The 15757-nt window shown below is 63.6% G+C and carries 17 protein-coding genes and 1 pseudogene; 7 read left to right on the top strand and 11 right to left on the bottom strand.

Annotated features, from left to right (window positions below):
• Positions 1-69 precede the first annotated feature (69 nt).
• A pseudogene (locus VF34_RS25460) lies at positions 70-441 on the top strand (AAA family ATPase); the annotation flags it as partial.
• A 66-nt stretch (positions 442-507) separates the two neighbouring features.
• Positions 508-1314 carry an ATP-binding protein gene (locus VF34_RS25455; RefSeq protein WP_231578186.1) on the top strand — a complete coding sequence of 269 codons (807 nt, stop codon included), beginning with the start codon at positions 508-510 and terminating at the stop codon, positions 1312-1314.
• A gap of 37 nt (positions 1315-1351) precedes the next feature.
• Here VF34_RS25455 and VF34_RS03620 read toward each other — a convergent pair whose 3' ends face one another.
• From VF34_RS03620 to VF34_RS03605, 4 genes are read right to left on the bottom strand one after another with little or no spacing between them, the layout of a single operon-like run.
• Positions 1352-2485, bottom strand: a complete 1134-nt coding sequence (locus VF34_RS03620; RefSeq protein WP_045840856.1) for an EstA family serine hydrolase — start codon at positions 2483-2485, stop codon at positions 1352-1354.
• Position 2486: 1 nt separating this feature from the next.
• Complete coding sequence (locus VF34_RS03615) at positions 2487-3101, bottom strand: TetR/AcrR family transcriptional regulator (protein ID WP_045840855.1); 615 nt, start codon at positions 3099-3101, stop codon at positions 2487-2489.
• On the bottom strand, positions 3098-4660 hold the full coding sequence (locus VF34_RS03610; RefSeq protein WP_045840854.1) for a class I adenylate-forming enzyme family protein: 1563 nt from the start codon (positions 4658-4660) through the stop codon (positions 3098-3100). Before VF34_RS03610 ends, VF34_RS03615 begins: the two co-directional genes overlap by 4 nt.
• Positions 4661-4685: 25 nt before the next feature.
• On the bottom strand, positions 4686-5348 hold the full coding sequence (locus VF34_RS03605; protein ID WP_032383742.1) for a nitroreductase family protein: 663 nt from the start codon (positions 5346-5348) through the stop codon (positions 4686-4688).
• 185 nt (positions 5349-5533) lie between these two features.
• Between VF34_RS03605 and VF34_RS03600 the strand changes: the two genes are divergently transcribed.
• The gene (locus VF34_RS03600) at positions 5534-7459 is read left to right on the top strand and encodes a flavin-containing monooxygenase (RefSeq protein WP_231578180.1); all 1926 of its coding nucleotides are present in this window, start codon (positions 5534-5536) and stop codon (positions 7457-7459) included.
• On the opposite strand, the gene VF34_RS03595 is transcribed toward VF34_RS03600, so the two are convergent.
• From VF34_RS03595 to VF34_RS03585, 3 genes are read right to left on the bottom strand one after another with little or no spacing between them, the layout of a single operon-like run.
• Positions 7460-8071, bottom strand: a complete 612-nt coding sequence (locus VF34_RS03595; RefSeq protein WP_156158488.1) for a hypothetical protein — start codon at positions 8069-8071, stop codon at positions 7460-7462.
• Between the two features lie 20 nt (positions 8072-8091).
• On the bottom strand, positions 8092-8745 hold the full coding sequence (locus VF34_RS03590; RefSeq protein WP_156158487.1) for a hypothetical protein: 654 nt from the start codon (positions 8743-8745) through the stop codon (positions 8092-8094).
• 14 nt (positions 8746-8759) lie between these two features.
• On the bottom strand, positions 8760-9431 hold the full coding sequence (locus VF34_RS03585) for a hypothetical protein (RefSeq protein ID WP_032407007.1): 672 nt from the start codon (positions 9429-9431) through the stop codon (positions 8760-8762).
• Between the two features lie 262 nt (positions 9432-9693).
• Here VF34_RS03585 and VF34_RS03580 point away from each other — a divergent pair, with 262 nt between their 5' ends.
• Positions 9694-10221: a hypothetical protein gene (locus VF34_RS03580; protein ID WP_045840851.1), complete on the top strand. Its 528-nt coding sequence runs from the start codon at positions 9694-9696 to the stop codon at positions 10219-10221.
• A gap of 26 nt (positions 10222-10247) precedes the next feature.
• Positions 10248-10772 (top strand): hypothetical protein, encoded by a 525-nt coding sequence (locus VF34_RS03575; protein WP_045840850.1) that lies wholly within the window; start codon positions 10248-10250, stop codon positions 10770-10772.
• Positions 10773-10785: 13 nt separating this feature from the next.
• Here the strand turns inward: VF34_RS03575 and VF34_RS03570 are convergent, their stop codons facing one another.
• From VF34_RS03570 to VF34_RS03560, 3 genes are all read right to left on the bottom strand, one after another.
• Positions 10786-11937 (bottom strand): DUF3089 domain-containing protein, encoded by a 1152-nt coding sequence (locus VF34_RS03570; RefSeq protein ID WP_331386589.1) that lies wholly within the window; start codon positions 11935-11937, stop codon positions 10786-10788.
• Between the two features lie 84 nt (positions 11938-12021).
• Complete coding sequence (locus tag VF34_RS03565; protein ID WP_045840849.1) at positions 12022-12495, bottom strand: ArsR/SmtB family transcription factor; 474 nt, start codon at positions 12493-12495, stop codon at positions 12022-12024.
• A complete protein-coding gene (locus tag VF34_RS03560; RefSeq protein ID WP_045840848.1) occupies positions 12492-13595 on the bottom strand; it encodes a serine hydrolase in 1104 nt (367 codons plus the stop codon). The genes VF34_RS03565 and VF34_RS03560 overlap by 4 nt, the downstream gene beginning before the upstream one ends.
• Before the next feature lie 158 nt (positions 13596-13753).
• Here VF34_RS03560 and VF34_RS03555 point away from each other — a divergent pair, with 158 nt between their 5' ends.
• Positions 13754-14350 (top strand): TetR/AcrR family transcriptional regulator, encoded by a 597-nt coding sequence (locus VF34_RS03555; protein WP_045840847.1) that lies wholly within the window; start codon positions 13754-13756, stop codon positions 14348-14350.
• A gap of 39 nt (positions 14351-14389) precedes the next feature.
• Entirely contained in the window at positions 14390-14821 is a 432-nt protein-coding gene (locus VF34_RS03550) for a GNAT family N-acetyltransferase (RefSeq protein WP_045840846.1), read from the top strand.
• Positions 14822-14877: 56 nt separating this feature from the next.
• Here VF34_RS03550 and VF34_RS03545 read toward each other — a convergent pair whose 3' ends face one another.
• The gene (locus VF34_RS03545) at positions 14878-15651 is read right to left on the bottom strand and encodes an 8-oxoguanine DNA glycosylase OGG fold protein (RefSeq protein ID WP_045840943.1); all 774 of its coding nucleotides are present in this window, start codon (positions 15649-15651) and stop codon (positions 14878-14880) included.
• Positions 15652-15757 lie beyond the last annotated feature (106 nt).

Raw genomic sequence — 15757 nt, 5'->3', positions numbered from 1 at the left:
CCAGTAGATGATGCGAAAAATGGATGATAGACGAGGGTAAATCTGTATGATGGATGCGTGTCCAGTGCCATGTACGTCCCGCGAATCGTGGACGAGGAGCTCGACGACCTCCTCCCTCACCTAGCCGCGATCAACCTCGACGGTGCGAAGGGCGTAGGCAAGACCGCTACCGCCACCCGCCGTGCGAAGTCGGTTCTCGAACTCGACAACGCGGTGGATCGGCAGCTGATTTCTGCGGACCCAGATCTGCTCGCGAGATCGGCGCGCCCCATGCTTATCGATGAATGGCAACGATTCCCGCCGTCATGGGATCTGGTTCGCAGAGCCGTGGACAACGATGCGTCGGGTGGGCAATTTCTGCTGACGGGAAGCGCGCCGCCTTCCGACGCTGTCGTCCACTCCGGTGCAGGCCGAATTGTCCGTGTACGAATGTGGCCTCTGAGCTTCGCCGAACGTCGGCCGTCGGATTCGGCTGTATCCCTGAAGGACTTGCTGTCTCCCCGGCAGGTGACTATTTCGGGTTCGACCGAGACCGTGCTCGGCGATTACATCGAAGAAGTGCTGGTTTCCGGCTTCCCTGGCATCCGTCGTCTCGCCGGTCGCGCGAATCGCGCAGCTTTGGACGGCTACCTGCAGGCGATCATCGAACACGACTTTCCGGAGCAAGGCCACGTGGTTCGACGTCCGGAATCCCTTCGTGCCTGGATGACTGCATACGCCGCAGCCACATCGACCACAGCATCCTGGGAGTCGATCAGGGATGCGGCAACGCCGGGTGCGACCCACAAGCCAACCCGTCAAACATCGATCAACTATCGCGATGTGCTCAGTCGCCTGCGCATGCTGCATGACGTAGAAGCATGGTTGCCGCAGGATAATTCGTTGGGGAAGCTGGCCAAGGCACCTAAGCACCATCTAGTGGACCCAGCCCTGTGCGCTCGATTGCTCGGCGTGACAGCTGAGTCCCTGTTGACGCCTGGCGGCTCGGCGGGCGTCAGATTGGGGCACCTTTTCGAGTCGTTCGTAACGCAAAGCCTCGAGGTGTACGCGCAAGCGAACGAGGCGAGGCTGTTTCATTTCCGTGGCAGGACTGCCGAAGTGGATCTGATCGTCGAGCAAGGCGATGGATCGTTCATCGGCATCGAGGTGAAAGTCTCGCCCGATATCACGGACCACGATGTCCGACATCTGAAGTGGCTTCGGAGCGCAGTGGGCAGTCGAATGAGGGACGCGATCGTAGTGACGACAGGTCCTCACGCTTACCGCCGACAGGACGGTATCGCGGTGATTCCGTTGGCTTTGCTCGCGCCATAGCCGGTCCTCGGCCGCTCGGAGTCGGTGATACGCACTGTCAGCAGATTCCGGCGTACACCGCCCGGACGTACTGCTCCGCGCGGTCGGAACCGATGATTCCGGGCCCCATTCGGTTCATCACGTAGGAGATGGTCAGCTTCGAATCTGGGTGCAGAACGGTCAGCGATCCGCCCCAACCTCCCCAGAAGCAGATCTTGCCGTCGGGGATGTAGGGAATCGATTCGTGTTGTGGGAGGGCAAAACCCAGGCCGAAGCGCAACGGAATGCCCAGTGCCAGATCGATTCCGTTCGATTGCTCCTCGAAGATCGTGTCGATGGTCTCCGGGCTCAGCAGTCGTATGTCGTCCACGGTTCCGCCTCGGGAGATGACCGACAGGATTCTCGCGACCGATCGTGCGTTGCCGTGCCCGTTGAGTGCACCCATGTCCGCGGCACGCCATGCCGCGGTGTTCGCGGACGAGGCCTGGACCAACGGTCCGAGAAAGGTCTTGCGACGCACCATCGTCGGATCGGGCACGGCATCATCGGTCGGCGGGGGCGGCGGAACCACATCGGCGATCCGGGCCCAGTCGCTATCGGCGGCACCGATCTGGAAGTCGGCTCCGAGAGGACCGGCAATCTCGTCGGCGACGAACTGCCGCAACGGCTTTCCGGTGGCGCGGCGGACGACTTCGCCGATCAGGTGGCCCTGACTGGCTGCGTGATACCCCGATGTGGTGCGCGAGTCCCACCACGGGGCCTGCTCGGCCAGACGCGAGGTTGAGAGTTCCCAGTCGTAGAGGTCCTCTTCGCTGAACGGCCTGTCCCAGCCGGAGACACCGGAGGTGTGCGACAGCAGGTTCCGGACCGCGATGTTTTGTTTGCCTGCGGCTGCGAACTCGGGCCAGTACGTCGCGACCGAAGCGTCGGGATCGAGCACTCCGCGGTCGATGAGCATCAGCGCCGCCAGGCACGTCACCATTTTCGTCGTCGACCATACGTTGGTGATGGTGTCCGACTCCCACGGCGAGCGGCGCTCGGTATCGCGGTAGCCGCCCCAGAGGTCGACAGCGGTGTGGCCGTCGATGTCGACCACCAGCGACGCGCCGAGTTCCGCTCCGCTCTCGACGTTGGCGGCGAGTGCGTCACGCACCGCCGCGAATTGGGGCTCGCAGTGACCGTCAATTGTCATGTTATGCCCCGAGAATGCGGTGAACGGCCAATTCGACGTAGTTGTCGGCGACCTCCTCGATGCTGAGTTCGCCGCCGTCGTGGAACCAGTTGCTGATGCCGTTGAGCATGTCGGTCAGAGCGAACGACGCCAGCCGTGCATCCGGGACGGTGAATTCACCACTACGCATTCCGGCGGTGATGACGTCGCGGACGCGTCGTTGGTACTGGCGGCGGTAATCCTCGATCACAGTGCGGTGCTCAGGGGTGAGCGAGGCGAGCTCGTGCAGCCCCACGATGTACTCCACCCGTCGCCGGTTCAGATGCACCAGGTGCGCGCGCACCAGAGACGAGAGGCGCTCGGTCGGGGTTCCGGCCGCGTCCAGCAGCGGTAGGTTCTCCTCGGCCGGTTCCTGCGTGACCGTCAGGCAGATCGCGAAGAGGATGTCTTCCTTGGACGGGAAGTGGTGGTAGAGACTGGCACCCTTGATGCCGACGGCGTCGGCGATATCGCGCATCCCCACGTTCGAGTAGCCCTCGCGTGCAAAAATGTTGGCGGCGTTGGCGACGATGTCGTCTCGCCGTTGGCGAGTGCGAATTTGTCGGGGCAGGGGACGCACATCAGCCGGCTGCGTCATACGGTCTCCTCGACCGCCGCCAGCAGTCGCAGTTCACGCTTGAGGATCTTGCCCTGCGGGTCGACGGGTAGTTCGGCCACGATGTGCACCGACTTTGGGGCCTTGTACGACGCCAACTCGGTGCGGCAGTACTCGATGATCGCGGCCGGGTCGGCGGTCACCCCGTCGCGCGCGATGACGAAGGCGGTCACGGCCTCGGACCAGTACGGGTCGGGCACTCCGACGACGGCGGCACGCAGCACATCCGGGTGCGTGTGGATGGTGCGTTCCACTTCCTGCGACGACACGTTCATCCCTCCCGACTTGATCATGTCCTTCATCCGATCGTAGAAGAACAAGTTGCCGTCGGTGTCGATGCGCACCATATCGCCGGTGTGTACCCAGCCGTCCCGGAACACCTCGGCGGTGCGCTCGGGGTCCTTGAAGTAGCCGAGCATCACCGATGGAGTGCGACACAGCAATTCACCGATCTCGCTCTCGTTGCCCGCGGGGTCGACCACCTTGATCTCGAGGTGGGTGACGGGCTTGCCGATCCACGACGCGTCGCCGTCGGGAATGTCGTCGAGGGTCGAGAACCAGCCGACCGAGCCGAGCTGCGAGAGTTCCGACTGTCCCCAGTAGGTGCCCCAGATGGCCTCGGGTGCCGCGCCGGCCCAGGCGCTGATCGTGTGCGGTGACACTTGGCCACCGTAGGTGAGGCAGCGCCGAACTTGGCTGACGGCCTCGGGGCCGAATTGCTCATCGCGGGCAAGCGCCAGGTAGAACGTGGGGGTCTGCGCGATGACGGAGATCTTCTCGGCGGCGATGATGCGGAGCGATTGCGCAGGGTCGACCGTCGCGGGCAGGACGAGAGTGGCACCCATCAGCGTGAGGGTCGTCATCGAGCCGAGCCCGGCGATGGTGTGGAACGGCATGACGAACAGCCAGGTGTCCTCCGGTCCGGTCCGCAGGCCCCAGCTCCATGCGGGCGCGGTGGAGATCAGGAAGTTGCGGTGCGGGATCATCACGCCTTTGGGAGCCGCTTCGGTTCCGGAGGTGTAAATGACCATCGCGACGTCGTTCTCGTCCATCTCGACGTCGGGCTCGGTGGACGGGGTGTTCGCCGTCAGTGCGGCGTATTCGGACCCGAACGTCACCAGGGTAGTGGTGTCCGGCTTCACCGAGGAAATGATCTCGGCGAAGGCCGGATCGGCCACCACCACAGTCGGTTCCGCGTGCTCGAGTTGATGCTTCACCTCGGCGGCTCGATACATCACGTTGATGCCGGTGAAGGCCGCACCGGCTTTGAGGGTTCCGTAGTACGCCACCACCACATCGACGCTGTTACGAGCCATCGATGCGACGCGATCACCCGAGCGCACTCCGAGATCGACCAGCAGGTTGGCGAACTGGTTTGCCCGAGAGTCGAGTTCGCCGTACGTGGTGACTTCGCGGGTGCCGTCTGCCGCGTAGCTGATGAACGCAACCTTGTTCGGCTGAGTCCGTGCATGGCGACGCAGTTGATCACCGATGGTGGCGCGGCCGATGGGGGAGCGGTGGTGGGTGGCAATACCGGGCACGGCGGACTCCTAGAGGTGCGAGCTGTTAAAGGGCGGGGGAGAGTGCAGCGGAGTCGAACATCGGCTGAGAGAACGTCTCTGCCGCAACGATCTGCTCGACGGGATCGCGAGTGAGCTTGCGCGGGAACGATTTCTCGGGATAACCGACGGCGATGTGTGCGGCGGTGATGTAGTCGTCCGGGATCCCGAGCAGTTCGCGAATGGCGGGCTCCTCGTGGCACAGCAATGTCGTCACTGCCGTCGCGACGCCCTGATCACGCAGGCTCAGGCACAGGTTCTGCACGGTGGGGTAGATGGATGCGCCGCCGACGACGGAGAGTCGGCCGAGTTCGTGGTCGGTGGGGTGCAGTCCGTCCAGCGCGGCGCAGACCACCACGATGGCGGGCACCTCGGCGAGGTGGCGGGCGAAGTAGTCGGCGTCCTGCACGGTCTTGGGCAGTGCTCCGACGGCGACGGTTCCGCCGGTGATGCCGGCGAAATAGGCGTCCCACATCGGCAGGTAGAGATCGGCGAGGGCCTGCTTGCGGGCGGCGTCGCGCACGACGATCCACCGCACGGGCTGACGGTTGCCGCCCTGCGGGCCGAAGCGGGCGACGTCGAACGCGGCCTTGAACACCTCGTCGGGAACAGGATCGCTGAGGTACCGCCTGCAGGTGCCGGTGGTGCGCATCGCCTCGGTGAGTTCCATGGGTAAAGTCCCTTCGCCTGTCCGCTGTTAGGTAGTGCCCTGAAGCATCATGTGGCGTGGGCCACATTGTCAAGGGCTTAGATGCTGTGAATATGGAGACCGCGAATCCCTTGCGCGAAATTGCCTAACCATGGTTAGTTGAGCTATCGGAGTCGGACAGAGCAGCACGCAACAGGAGGTAACCGGTGTCCACAGACGCAGCAACGGCAGCGGAAACCGTGGGTGGAATCGATCGGGATCGGCTCTCGCGCGCTCTCACCGCGGCGAATCTGCCCACGCTGGTGGCGGTGCTCTATCAGCTGACCGGAGACCGTACGTGGCTCACCGATCCGTATCGCCCGACGCGTAGTCGGGGCATGGACAACAACGACTCCGGCGGGTTCGACGACGCCGTTGCCGACCGCATCCGCGCCGCAGCACTCGACGCAATCTGTGCGTTCCATGAAGGCACGCCCATGGCGTTGCCCTCGCCCGACTCGGAGCACCTCGTCGAGATGATCAGCGTGGCTGTCGGTGAGCAGGTTCCTCCCGAGTTCGGCGTCATGGTCGCCGAGGACATGGGCTTCACCGCCTCGGATACTCCGGTGGCGGCTCCGAACGATCTGTCGGTCATCGTGATCGGTGCCGGCGTCTCCGGAATGCTCGCCGCCATCAAGCTGCACGAGGCGGGCATCAGCCACGTTGTGCTCGAGAAGAACTCCGACGTGGGTGGTGGCTGGTTCGAGAACACCTACCCCGGTGCGGGTGTCGACACCCCGAGCCACCTCTATTCGTACTCCTTCGCGCCGCGGGCATGGAGCACCCACTTCGGCAAGCGCGACGAGGTGTGGGAGTATCTCAGTGACGTTGCCACGCAACACGATCTGCGGCAACGCATTCGCTTCGACACCGAGGTGGCGACCGCCGAGTACGACGCGCAGCAGCAGGGCTGGACCGTCACGACAGTCGAGGGCGAGATCCTGACCGCCGATGTGGTGATCACCGCTACCGGTCAGCTCAATCGGCCGAAGGTGCCTCACATTCCCGGGCTCGAGTCGTTCGACGGCCCGATCTTCCACACCGCCAACTGGCCGGCCGATCTGGATCTGACCGGCAAGCGTGTCGCCATCGTCGGAACCGGGGCCAGTGCCATGCAGGTGCTGCCGGCCATCGCGTCGACGGTGGGGCATGCGACGGTCTTCCAGCGTTCGCCGCAGTGGGTCTCGTCGAGCGATGTGTACTTCACCGAGATGGGCGACGACGCCAACTATCTGATGGATGTCGTTCCGCTGTATCGGCTGTGGTACCGCACCAGGCTGGCCTGGAACTTCAACGATCGGGTGCACAGCTCGCTGCAGGTCGATCCCGAGTGGGAGCATCCGCAGCGCTCGATCAACCCGATGAACGACGCGCATCGACGCGTCTTCACCCGCTACATCGAAGCCGAGCTCGAAGGCCGACCGGACCTGATCGAAAAGTCTCTGCCCGATTACCCGCCCTTCGGCAAGCGGATGTTGCTCGACAACGGTTGGTACGCCGCGCTCAAGCGTGACAATGTCACCCTCATCGCGGACGCCGTCGCGTCCATCTCGTCGAATTCGGTTGTTGCGCGCGATGGTTCGGAGACGGAGGTCGATGTGGTGATCCTCGCGACAGGTTTCGAGACCCACAAGCTGCTGACGCCGATCGATGTTAGGGGTCGATCGGGTGAGTCCATCCGCGATATCTGGGGTCCCGAAGATGCGCACGCCTATCTCGGCATCACCGTCCCGGACTTCCCGAACTTCTTCATCACCTGCGGTCCCGGAACGGTATTGGGCCATGGGGGTAGCTACATCACCATCGCCGAATGTCAGGTCCGCTACATCGTCGACGTGTTGATCGACATGGTGGACAAGCGAATCGGAGCCATCGAGTGCAAGGCCGATGTCGAAGCGGAATACGTCCGCGTGCACGACGAGGCGCACGCGAAGATGATCTGGTCGCACGGCGGCATGGACAACTGGTACCGCAACGATGCCGGACGCGTGGTCTCGACGTTGCCATGGCGCATCGTCGACTACTGGGAGATGACGCGGCGGGCCGATCTCGACGACTTCATCATGGAGCCTCGACGGGATGAGGCTCGCTGATCAGTTGGACGTCGCTTGCTGTGCCGACAACACGAAGCCGTGCCCGCCGCCCGCGTCGCAGACCATTGTGTCGACTCGGGAGTAGCAGGTGTAGCCGAGGTGCGAGATCGATGTGTTGTAGTCCAGCGATTGCGCGTTCTCGACCCCGAAAGCGCCTTGGTTGAAGCACATCGGGGTGACATTGCCCGGGTCCAGGAAGAAGCCCTTGCTCATCTCGTCGGCCGAGAAGGGTGGCTTGTCGCAGTCCGCACCGTCGGGCACGGGTGCGTCCGTGGCTTGGCAGCCGGACGAGAACGCAGTGGAGCCGAGCTTGCAATAGATGTTGCCCGACGGCGACTTCCAGCCAACTTCGTTGTTGATGGCGGCATATCGGGCCGGGTCCACGGGCGTGATCGGTGCGGAGTCGACCGATAGTGTTGTCGCAGAACCAGTCTCGGACTGGCTGCCACTCGGTTGCGGCGCAACGGTGACCTGCGGTGCGGCCTCGGTCGATGTCGCCGGCGCACCCGCGACGACGGTGGGAATGACCGACGGCATCGCATTGGTCGGTTCGTCCGAGCTGCTGCATCCCGTCAGGAGTACACCGATGAACGCAATGGCGGCTAGGGCCACGCGACTGCTGTGTCTCGGCATCAGTTGGACGTCGCTTGCTGCATCGACAACACGAAGCCATGCCCGCTACCGGCGTCGCAGATCATTGCTTCGACTCGAGAGAAGCACGTGAAGCCGTTGTAGGAGACGGACGTGTTGTACTCCAACACGTGGGCGTCCTCGGCGCCGAATACTCCTTGGTTGAAGCAGGTGGGAGTCACTTTGCCGGGGTCGAGGTAGAAGCCCTTGGACAGCATGTCGACGCTGAAGGTCGAGTTCGGGGCGCAGTCGGCCTCGGCACCGTCGGGAACGGGGGCGTCGGACGATTGGCAGCCGGAGGAGAAGGGTCCGGAGCCGATCTTGCAGTAGATCTTGCCGGACGGCGACTTCCACGCGACCTGATTGCCGGGGACGATGAGGCTTGCCGGGTCGACGGGCGTGATCGGTGCGGTGTTGCTCCCGGGGTCGGCAGCGGTTGGCGTCGATTCGGTCGCCGCGGGTGCACCGGACTCACCTCCGGCGTTGCTTCCACTGGTCTGGGTCGGCGCTGCAACGGTCACCTGCGGCGGAGCGGAGACTTGTGACGCAGCGGTGGGGGCCGGTGCGGCCGCGGGGGCGTCGTCACTCCCACAGGCCGTCAGAGTCACGGCCGTGAGTGTTGCGGCCGCCGCGAGCAGAGCAGTTCTTCGGAACATTCGGAGCTCCTTCATCAGAAAGCAATGTTGACGTCGCGGGAGATCATGAAGCCTCTGTCGCCGTCGTAGCAGGTGATGCCGGCTTCAGTTGAGCGGCAGAAGTTGCCCGTCACTCCGATGACCTGGCCGTATTCCAGAACTCGTGGGCCGGGATTCCCGCCGAAAAAGATTCCCTGGTTGGTGCAGATCTGTTCGACGGTGCCGTCCTGGGTGATCTGCACGCCGTAGGTGTTGTTTGCCGTGTTTAAGCACTCGCGCCCGGTGTTGCCCGGCACCGAGTAGCGGACCTGACAGCCCACGATCGTTCCGGGAGCATTCGACGAATTGAATGCGCAGAACACATTCCCGCTCGGGGATTGGAAGAAGTACTGGCCACCGTCTACCTCGAAGTCGCGTGCGTCGACGTTCACGTCGTCACGATTCGGAGCGGACGGAACGGCAGGAGTCCCGGTATCGGCAGGCTGCGCCGGTGCCGAAGTCACGACCTCAGGGGCCTCGACTACGGGTCTGTCGGCCTCGGTGCCGCCGCCTGTGTCGGGAGAGCCACCCGCGGACGGCGCGGGGGCGGCGCTGGTGGCCGGCGCTGCATCGGTGCTTGTCGGTGCCTCTGACCCGCAGGCCGTGAGGGACAGGGTGGTAGCGGCGACCAGAGCACACATGGCCACGATGTTGCGAACTTGCCTCATTCGTTCGTCCTCACCGGTGGCTGCAGAGTGCATCACCTCTGAACTACGAATCGAACGGGCCAGGTGGTCTGTTAACGTCATTCGTGTCACGACCCCGTCACGAATCGGTATACGGGTGGACTATCGGACATTTCGCCTGCGAGTGTGGACGGATATTACACTCAACCGCCAGTTGATGTTTCAGGTTCAACCTGAGACGCCTGGCGCAGGATCTATCTCGATCTGGAATCACGTTGTGCGACTTCGATGGAAGGTACGCAGTATGCGAAAGTCATTGCGGCGAGCGGTAGTAGCAACGGCGCTGACCGTGCCTCTGGTGTTCGGGATCGGAGCCGGCACGGCAGCGGCCGCCCCTCAGGTGATGAACTTGCAGGTACCCATCGTGACCGGATTCCAGGTAGCTCCCGGAGCCGTCCCCGGTGGCCTGTTCCAGACCATCCCGATGAAAGCCACTGTGGGAGACGAGTCCGGTGTCGCCCGCTTCTCGGCCGCAAACATTGCTCCATTCGCCGATCAGTATCCCTACCGGTATCTGAACCTGAACTGGCGAAACCTCGCGACAGGTGCGACGGGTGCCGCCGATCTTCGGCATTGGCAGGACGATCCGACGCCATCGCCGAGTGGCCCCTACGGACGGGAAGATCTGCCCCTCGAGGTGGTCGCGAACACCGGACCGGGTCCTGTTGTGGTGACGGTGACGCACACCAAGGACTACTCGAACGGCGGTCAGTGGGGCTCTCCGTACCTCGACACTCTTCTCCCCGGTGCCGGCGTGGTGCTGGTCCCCTGAATTTGATCGCGGATGAAAGGCAAACGATGCGAACATCTTTACGACGCGGAGTAATTGCGCTGGCGCTCTCCGTACCACTGGTTCTGGGTGTGGGAGTGGGTGCGGCGACGGCGGCACCGACGACGTCCGAGCTTCTGGTCCCTGTCGTCACCGGGCCGGAGTTCGGTCCGGCTGGGGTTCCAGGCGGACTCGTTCAGACGATTCCGATCACGGCGACGGTAGGTGAGAAGCCAGGTGAGGTGCGCTTCACGGCTGCGGAGATCAGGCCGTACTACTACCAGTTCAATTACCGTTTCCTGACGGTGAACTGGCGCAATCTCGCCACGGGTGCCGTCGGAGCGGTCGATCTACGGCACTGGGAAGCCCTCGAGAATCCATCGCTCCCGATCAACGCAGAGCCGAGATATCCGGTCAACTTGCCTCTCGAAGTAACTGCGCAGACCGGGGCGGGCCCGGTGGTCGTGACCGTCACCCACAATCGTGAGCAGTGGCAAGCCCCACCCGCATCGAATGCCCTCATCCCCGGATTGGGTGTGTTGCTCGTCCCGTGACACGTCTGGACGGTCAGCGGGCTGTTTGCCACGCTGTCGTCTGCTGATCGGCGATGCTGACCAAACGATCGAGGCCCACGTTCATGTCGACCAGATGCGAATCGAGAAGCGGCACTTCGTTGAGCGGCTGAGGCTCCACGAACGTGAGGTGATATTGGTTGTACCCGCCGGCTTCGATGCACGATCCGACCACTCGGCCGCGGCTGGTGGTCCACGTCGAGTTCGAGGTCGGCACCGACTCCGGCGCTGACGTGTACTGCAGCAGAATCGAGATGATGCCGAACGCGAACGGCGTGCTTGGGATCGTGATGCCTACTGGCCGATCGTCTCCGCTGAGTGCGACCGGATCGGTGCATGCCACCTGATACTGCGGGCCACTCGGCAGGCCCCATCGCTGAGACCACAGATCCAGCGACGAATTGCCGAACGTCGACAGCGGCGGCAGTAGCGTGTTGGTGGAATATGCTACGACGCAACCAAACTGGCCCTGTTCGGTGCACAAAGGGATGTTCGTGAAGTCGCCACCGGTGGTGCTGCCGCGGGCCGTCTCGACATTCCCGCCCATGAGAAATGCGCCGACGAGTTGCTGTCGTAGGGCTGCATCTTGATCGAAGGTGTCGCGCATCAACTTGCGGAGCATGAACGTGCCTTGTGAATGGCCGATGAGGATAACGCCTCGGCCGTTGTTCTCGGTGGCCATGTAGTTGTCCCAGGCGGCGCGCACATCGGAGTACGCCAGATCTATCGACGGTCCGGCCGCGCCCACCAGTGCCAGAGGTAGCCCGACCAACGGGGTCTGGCGGTAGACCGGCGCGAACACTCGGCATTGGGTGTTGAACCGGGCAGCCTGGAAACTGGCGATAGAAGCCACCTCGGGCGTCGCGTAGCCGGGGGCATTGAGTGCGACGTCGTTGGTGACGGTGGGGTAGAGATAGAAGCAATCGACGGGCTTGTCGGGCTCCGGCACGGCCGCGGGGCCAGGAGTCACTGTGCCGGTGCCGAGGTCGGTGGTGTCGCCGGGTAGGTCGCACGGGTCTTCGGCCATGTTCGGGTTGCACAGCCACGTCGTGGTCGGCGCGGGCTGCGCCGACGCCGTGCCGGTGCCGACCACGCTGCCCGCCATCAGAATCAAGCCCACCATCACTGCCGTCGCGCGACGTCCCACTACAACTCCCCGTTTCCTGGTGACCGGCGTCACTGTCAGAAAGTTAGCACGACTCGTTTTGCGATCGAAGGCAGGTAATAGCGATCAGGTACCCAGGTCACCGGCGATATCGGCGGCGGTGAGCATCGATACCAGAAGCGGCACAACTCGTTTGGCGGCAATTCGATAGTCACCGCGTCCCTGCTGCTCCACGATGTTCGCCGAGCTCAGCGTCTTGAGGTGGTGGTAGATCTGACCGGAGGAGCCGACTCCCACCGCGGCGTGCAGATCTGCCGTGTTCGCCGGGCCGCGGAGCAGCGTGCGCACGATCTGTAACCGGACCGGATGGCCCAGTGCAGCAAGCACTTCCGACATCGAAGCAATAGGAAGGTCCACGATGGCGTCGGCGGAGTAGCTGATGTCCCAGCGGACAGTACCGTGCAGATGCACGTCGCCCTGATAGGCGACGATGCCGCCCGTCGACGGGAAGTCATCGAGCGGCTCTGGAGCGTCGCGTCGTTCTAGTTCGGCGACGCGGGCTTCCAGCTCTGCCAGTCTCGACTCGAACTCTGCGCTCACACCACGCAGGCTATCCGGTCGAGTACGTCCGACGAGAGCATGGCCTCGAGGATGAGTTGCTGCTGCACGCCTGCGTCCGCATACGCTTGCTCGAATCTGTCAGCAGAAAGACCATCGATCAGCCACACTGCGGTCGCCACCGTTCCGTCGGTCCGCCGTAGCTCGAATCCCTGAGTGAGCACGCCTGCGAGGCTTCCGCCTTTGAAGCCGACGCCGAGAACGTCGTCACCTGCGGGCTGCCATTCCAATTGGCGCAGAATGGTATCCGACGCGGTGCCGAAGGTTCCATCCGTGAAGGCGCGATACATTCCGTTGAGTTGTTGGGCCGAACCGCCACGGAAGGTGCTCTGCACTCGGGCGGCTTGCTCCTCGGGGGTGGACGGTTGCAGCGACGTCTCCAGTTGGGCGCGGAACTTCGGGTCGAAGGCCCACTTCTGCGCGGTCTCCCACCGGTCACCGGCGGCGAGAGCGGGGTCGTAGAGCGACAGGATGTCCGTCACCAGGCTGGGCACCTCGAAGTTCTCCCACCCTCCGGTAGCAGCTGCGTCGATGATGGCTTGATCGCCGAGTCGGTATCGCAGGTAGTCGGGGACGGAGTTGTCGCTTTCCTGGATCATGGCCGTGACGATGTCGTCGATGCGGACCGTGGCATCGGGGTCGGTTGCGTTGGTGCCGGTGTTCGCGATTCCCAAGCGATTGAGGGCATTCGGATGTGCGCCGCCATCGGTGTTGGGTACGTACCAGCGCTCCCAATCCGAGAGCGACACTTGCTCGTTCGGGTCGATGCTGCCATTCGCGACGGCCTGGGCGTAGGCGGCGAGATGCACCACCTTGATCGCCGATGCGAGGACCTGCTCCTGATCGGCGCGGTGTTCGACGGTGCGGCCGCGTCCGTCGTCGATCACGAGGCCGACGGTGTCGGGTGCCTGATCGATCAGTCCGATCCACCCGTCTTCGGTGGTGAGGTCGATGGAGGTCACCGGTGCGCAGTTCTCCGGTGTCGGAGTGGCGGCCTCGGCGGTGTCCGAGTCGGTGGAGGCGCATCCGCTCATCAACAGGACCGTCGCGCAGGCTGCCGAAACCAGGGTAAGGCGTCGCATTTCGAGCTCCTTGGTTGGTATTCCGTAATTACGGAATAGCAGTAGAACGGATCATTCGTCTCGGCAACCCCTACCTGTGGCATCCGGAGGGTAGCTCGCCGTAACACCTGTTACGCTCATCCGTAACAGGTGTTACGGCAAAGGGAAGGTGGGAACGAGTGACACTCGAAGCGGACGATCCGCGGCATCGCATTTCGCAGGCCGTGTGGGACACGATCGCGGAGTTGGGAATCGAGGCGACGACGGTGCGCGCGGTCGCGACTCGGGCGGGCTGCACCACCGGTCTGATCATGCACCGCTTCGGCTCCCGGTCCGCGATGTTGGTGCACGCGCGACAGACCCTGTTCGAGCGCACGGCAGCGCGGGCTGAGGAGGCCGGAGCCGGTGGCACGCAGTCCGCGGCGGAGCGTCTGTATTCCGTTGTCTGCTCAGTACTTCCGCTCGACGACGAGCGCATTGACGAAGGCCGAATCTTCACGGGCTTCGCGGCGGCGGCGATCGCGGACGCCGAGCTGCGGAACCCGCACGTGACCCACACGCGTCAGTGGCTCACTCGCATAGCCGGTCTCGTAGCCGACCTCGGCTCTCACATTACCGATGCCGAGGCCGCGGAGTACGCCTTGCAGATTGCTACCGCGGTGGAGGGCATCGTGGTCCTGGCGATACTCGATCGCGAGACGTATCCGCCGGCGACGCAGAGACGACTGGCCCAACGCACGATCGCAACCGTGGTCGACCGCAGTGCCCGGCACTGATCGGTGACGTTGTCCCCACCTTCGACAGAACGGAATTCCATGCCCACTCTCCATCACGCCCCGCTGGCACGCGTCGACCAGAACACCCTGTACCGCATCATGGCGCTTCGGGTCGCGGTATTCGTGCACGAGCAAGGAATCGTCGACGACATCGAACTCGATGGTGCGGACCTGCTTCCGACGACGGAGTTGTTCTGGATGCAGGACGACGACGGTGAGGTACTGGCGACCATTCGAGTCCTCGTCGACGACACCGTTCACATCGGCCGAGTCGCGACCGCCGCCAGTGCACGGGGTCAGGGCTACGCCGGAGAACTCATGAAGGCGGCACAGGAGGCATATCCCGGGGTCGTCGAACTCTCCGCGCAGGCGCACCTCGAAGAGTGGTACGGCCGCTTCGGATTCGTTCGTGTGGGGGAGAACTACCTGGACGCTGGAATCCCGCACGTGCGCATGGTGGCGAGCGGATGACGAACCCTCTTCTGTTCTGACCAATGCCGTTGAGCTGCAATAGTATTTCGAGCGTTTCAGAACAACGTGGGTGCGGTGTAGCGACCGTGTCGTGCTTCGTTCAGTCGGGCACTCCAGCGCTGCACGAGCCACATCTCGACGAGCTCGGGGCTGGTGCCGATGTCGGTGGCCCATGCGGTGATCAGTTCGACGTAGCGGTCGTAGCGGCGACGAGTGAAGCCGGTGACGGACGGGTCTTCGAGCCATCCTTCGTGGATGAGAGTCGAGACTCCGTACTGGTCGATCAGCTGCGCCGGACCGCCGTAGACGGACGCCTTCACTGCCCACAGGAACGTCGCCATGAGAGACATTCCGACGCCGGGCGCGTCAGGCCAGCCGGACCAGGTCGAGTTCGGATGGTCGGGCACTGCGCGGTTGCGTACGCAGCTGTCGAGCACGGCAAGCGTCTTGGCGACGGGGTTCTCGTCGGGTCGGCTGAGGTGCGGGTTCATGACGTCCGGGAATCGTCGCATCGCCCTGCGGTGCCGATGGCTGCCCTGCCAGGCTGCACAGAGAAACAACAGGCCGAGCGAATCGTGTTCGCCTACAGCCAGATCGGTGCCGATCCGAAGATCGTTGCGCTGCACGGTGGCACCGCCGTATTCGACGATTTCGCCGTCGAGGTTGCGGCCGCGTAGCCGCAAATCGTGGCCTGCCCGGTCGAGGTGACCGTTCCACCAATCCAGGTCCACCTCCACGCCGTCGTCGAGGACATGCAGTTCGTAGCTGCGGTGCTGACACCACTGCACACAGGCCGTGGGCGGCGGGAACCCCTCGTCGAGTCGTGACATACCGCCATCGAAGCATCGGGTACCGACACACTCGGCGGCGTTTCCGATGTCCCTGCGAAGTGTCGGTCCCATATGGGACTGTGGGATCTGGTTAGTAAACAGAACG

It is taken from the genome of Rhodococcus sp. PML026 (assembly GCF_000963615.1).
Taxonomy (GTDB): Bacteria; Actinomycetota; Actinomycetes; order Mycobacteriales; family Mycobacteriaceae; genus Rhodococcoides; species Rhodococcoides fascians.
This window is presented reverse-complemented; position numbering and strand designations above follow the sequence as displayed.

Bases quoted from the DNA above. Each gene is read 5' to 3' on its own strand.
- VF34_RS03545 (WP_045840943.1), bottom strand. From the start codon at position 15,651: ATGTCACGACTCGACGAGGGGTTCCCGCCGCCCACGGCCTGTGTGCAG.
- VF34_RS03605 (WP_032383742.1), bottom strand. From the start codon at position 5,348: ATGGAACTCACCGAGGCGATGCGCACCACCGGCACCTGCAGGCGGTAC.
- VF34_RS03615 (WP_045840855.1), bottom strand. From the start codon at position 3,101: ATGACGCAGCCGGCTGATGTGCGTCCCCTGCCCCGACAAATTCGCACT.
- VF34_RS03560 (WP_045840848.1), bottom strand. From the start codon at position 13,595: ATGCGACGCCTTACCCTGGTTTCGGCAGCCTGCGCGACGGTCCTGTTG.
- VF34_RS03575 (WP_045840850.1), top strand. From the start codon at position 10,248: ATGCGAACATCTTTACGACGCGGAGTAATTGCGCTGGCGCTCTCCGTA.
- VF34_RS03590 (WP_156158487.1), bottom strand. From the start codon at position 8,745: ATGTTCCGAAGAACTGCTCTGCTCGCGGCGGCCGCAACACTCACGGCC.
- VF34_RS03620 (WP_045840856.1), bottom strand. From the start codon at position 2,485: ATGACAATTGACGGTCACTGCGAGCCCCAATTCGCGGCGGTGCGTGAC.
- VF34_RS03550 (WP_045840846.1), top strand. From the start codon at position 14,390: ATGCCCACTCTCCATCACGCCCCGCTGGCACGCGTCGACCAGAACACC.
- VF34_RS03580 (WP_045840851.1), top strand. From the start codon at position 9,694: ATGCGAAAGTCATTGCGGCGAGCGGTAGTAGCAACGGCGCTGACCGTG.
- VF34_RS03585 (WP_032407007.1), bottom strand. From the start codon at position 9,431: ATGAGGCAAGTTCGCAACATCGTGGCCATGTGTGCTCTGGTCGCCGCT.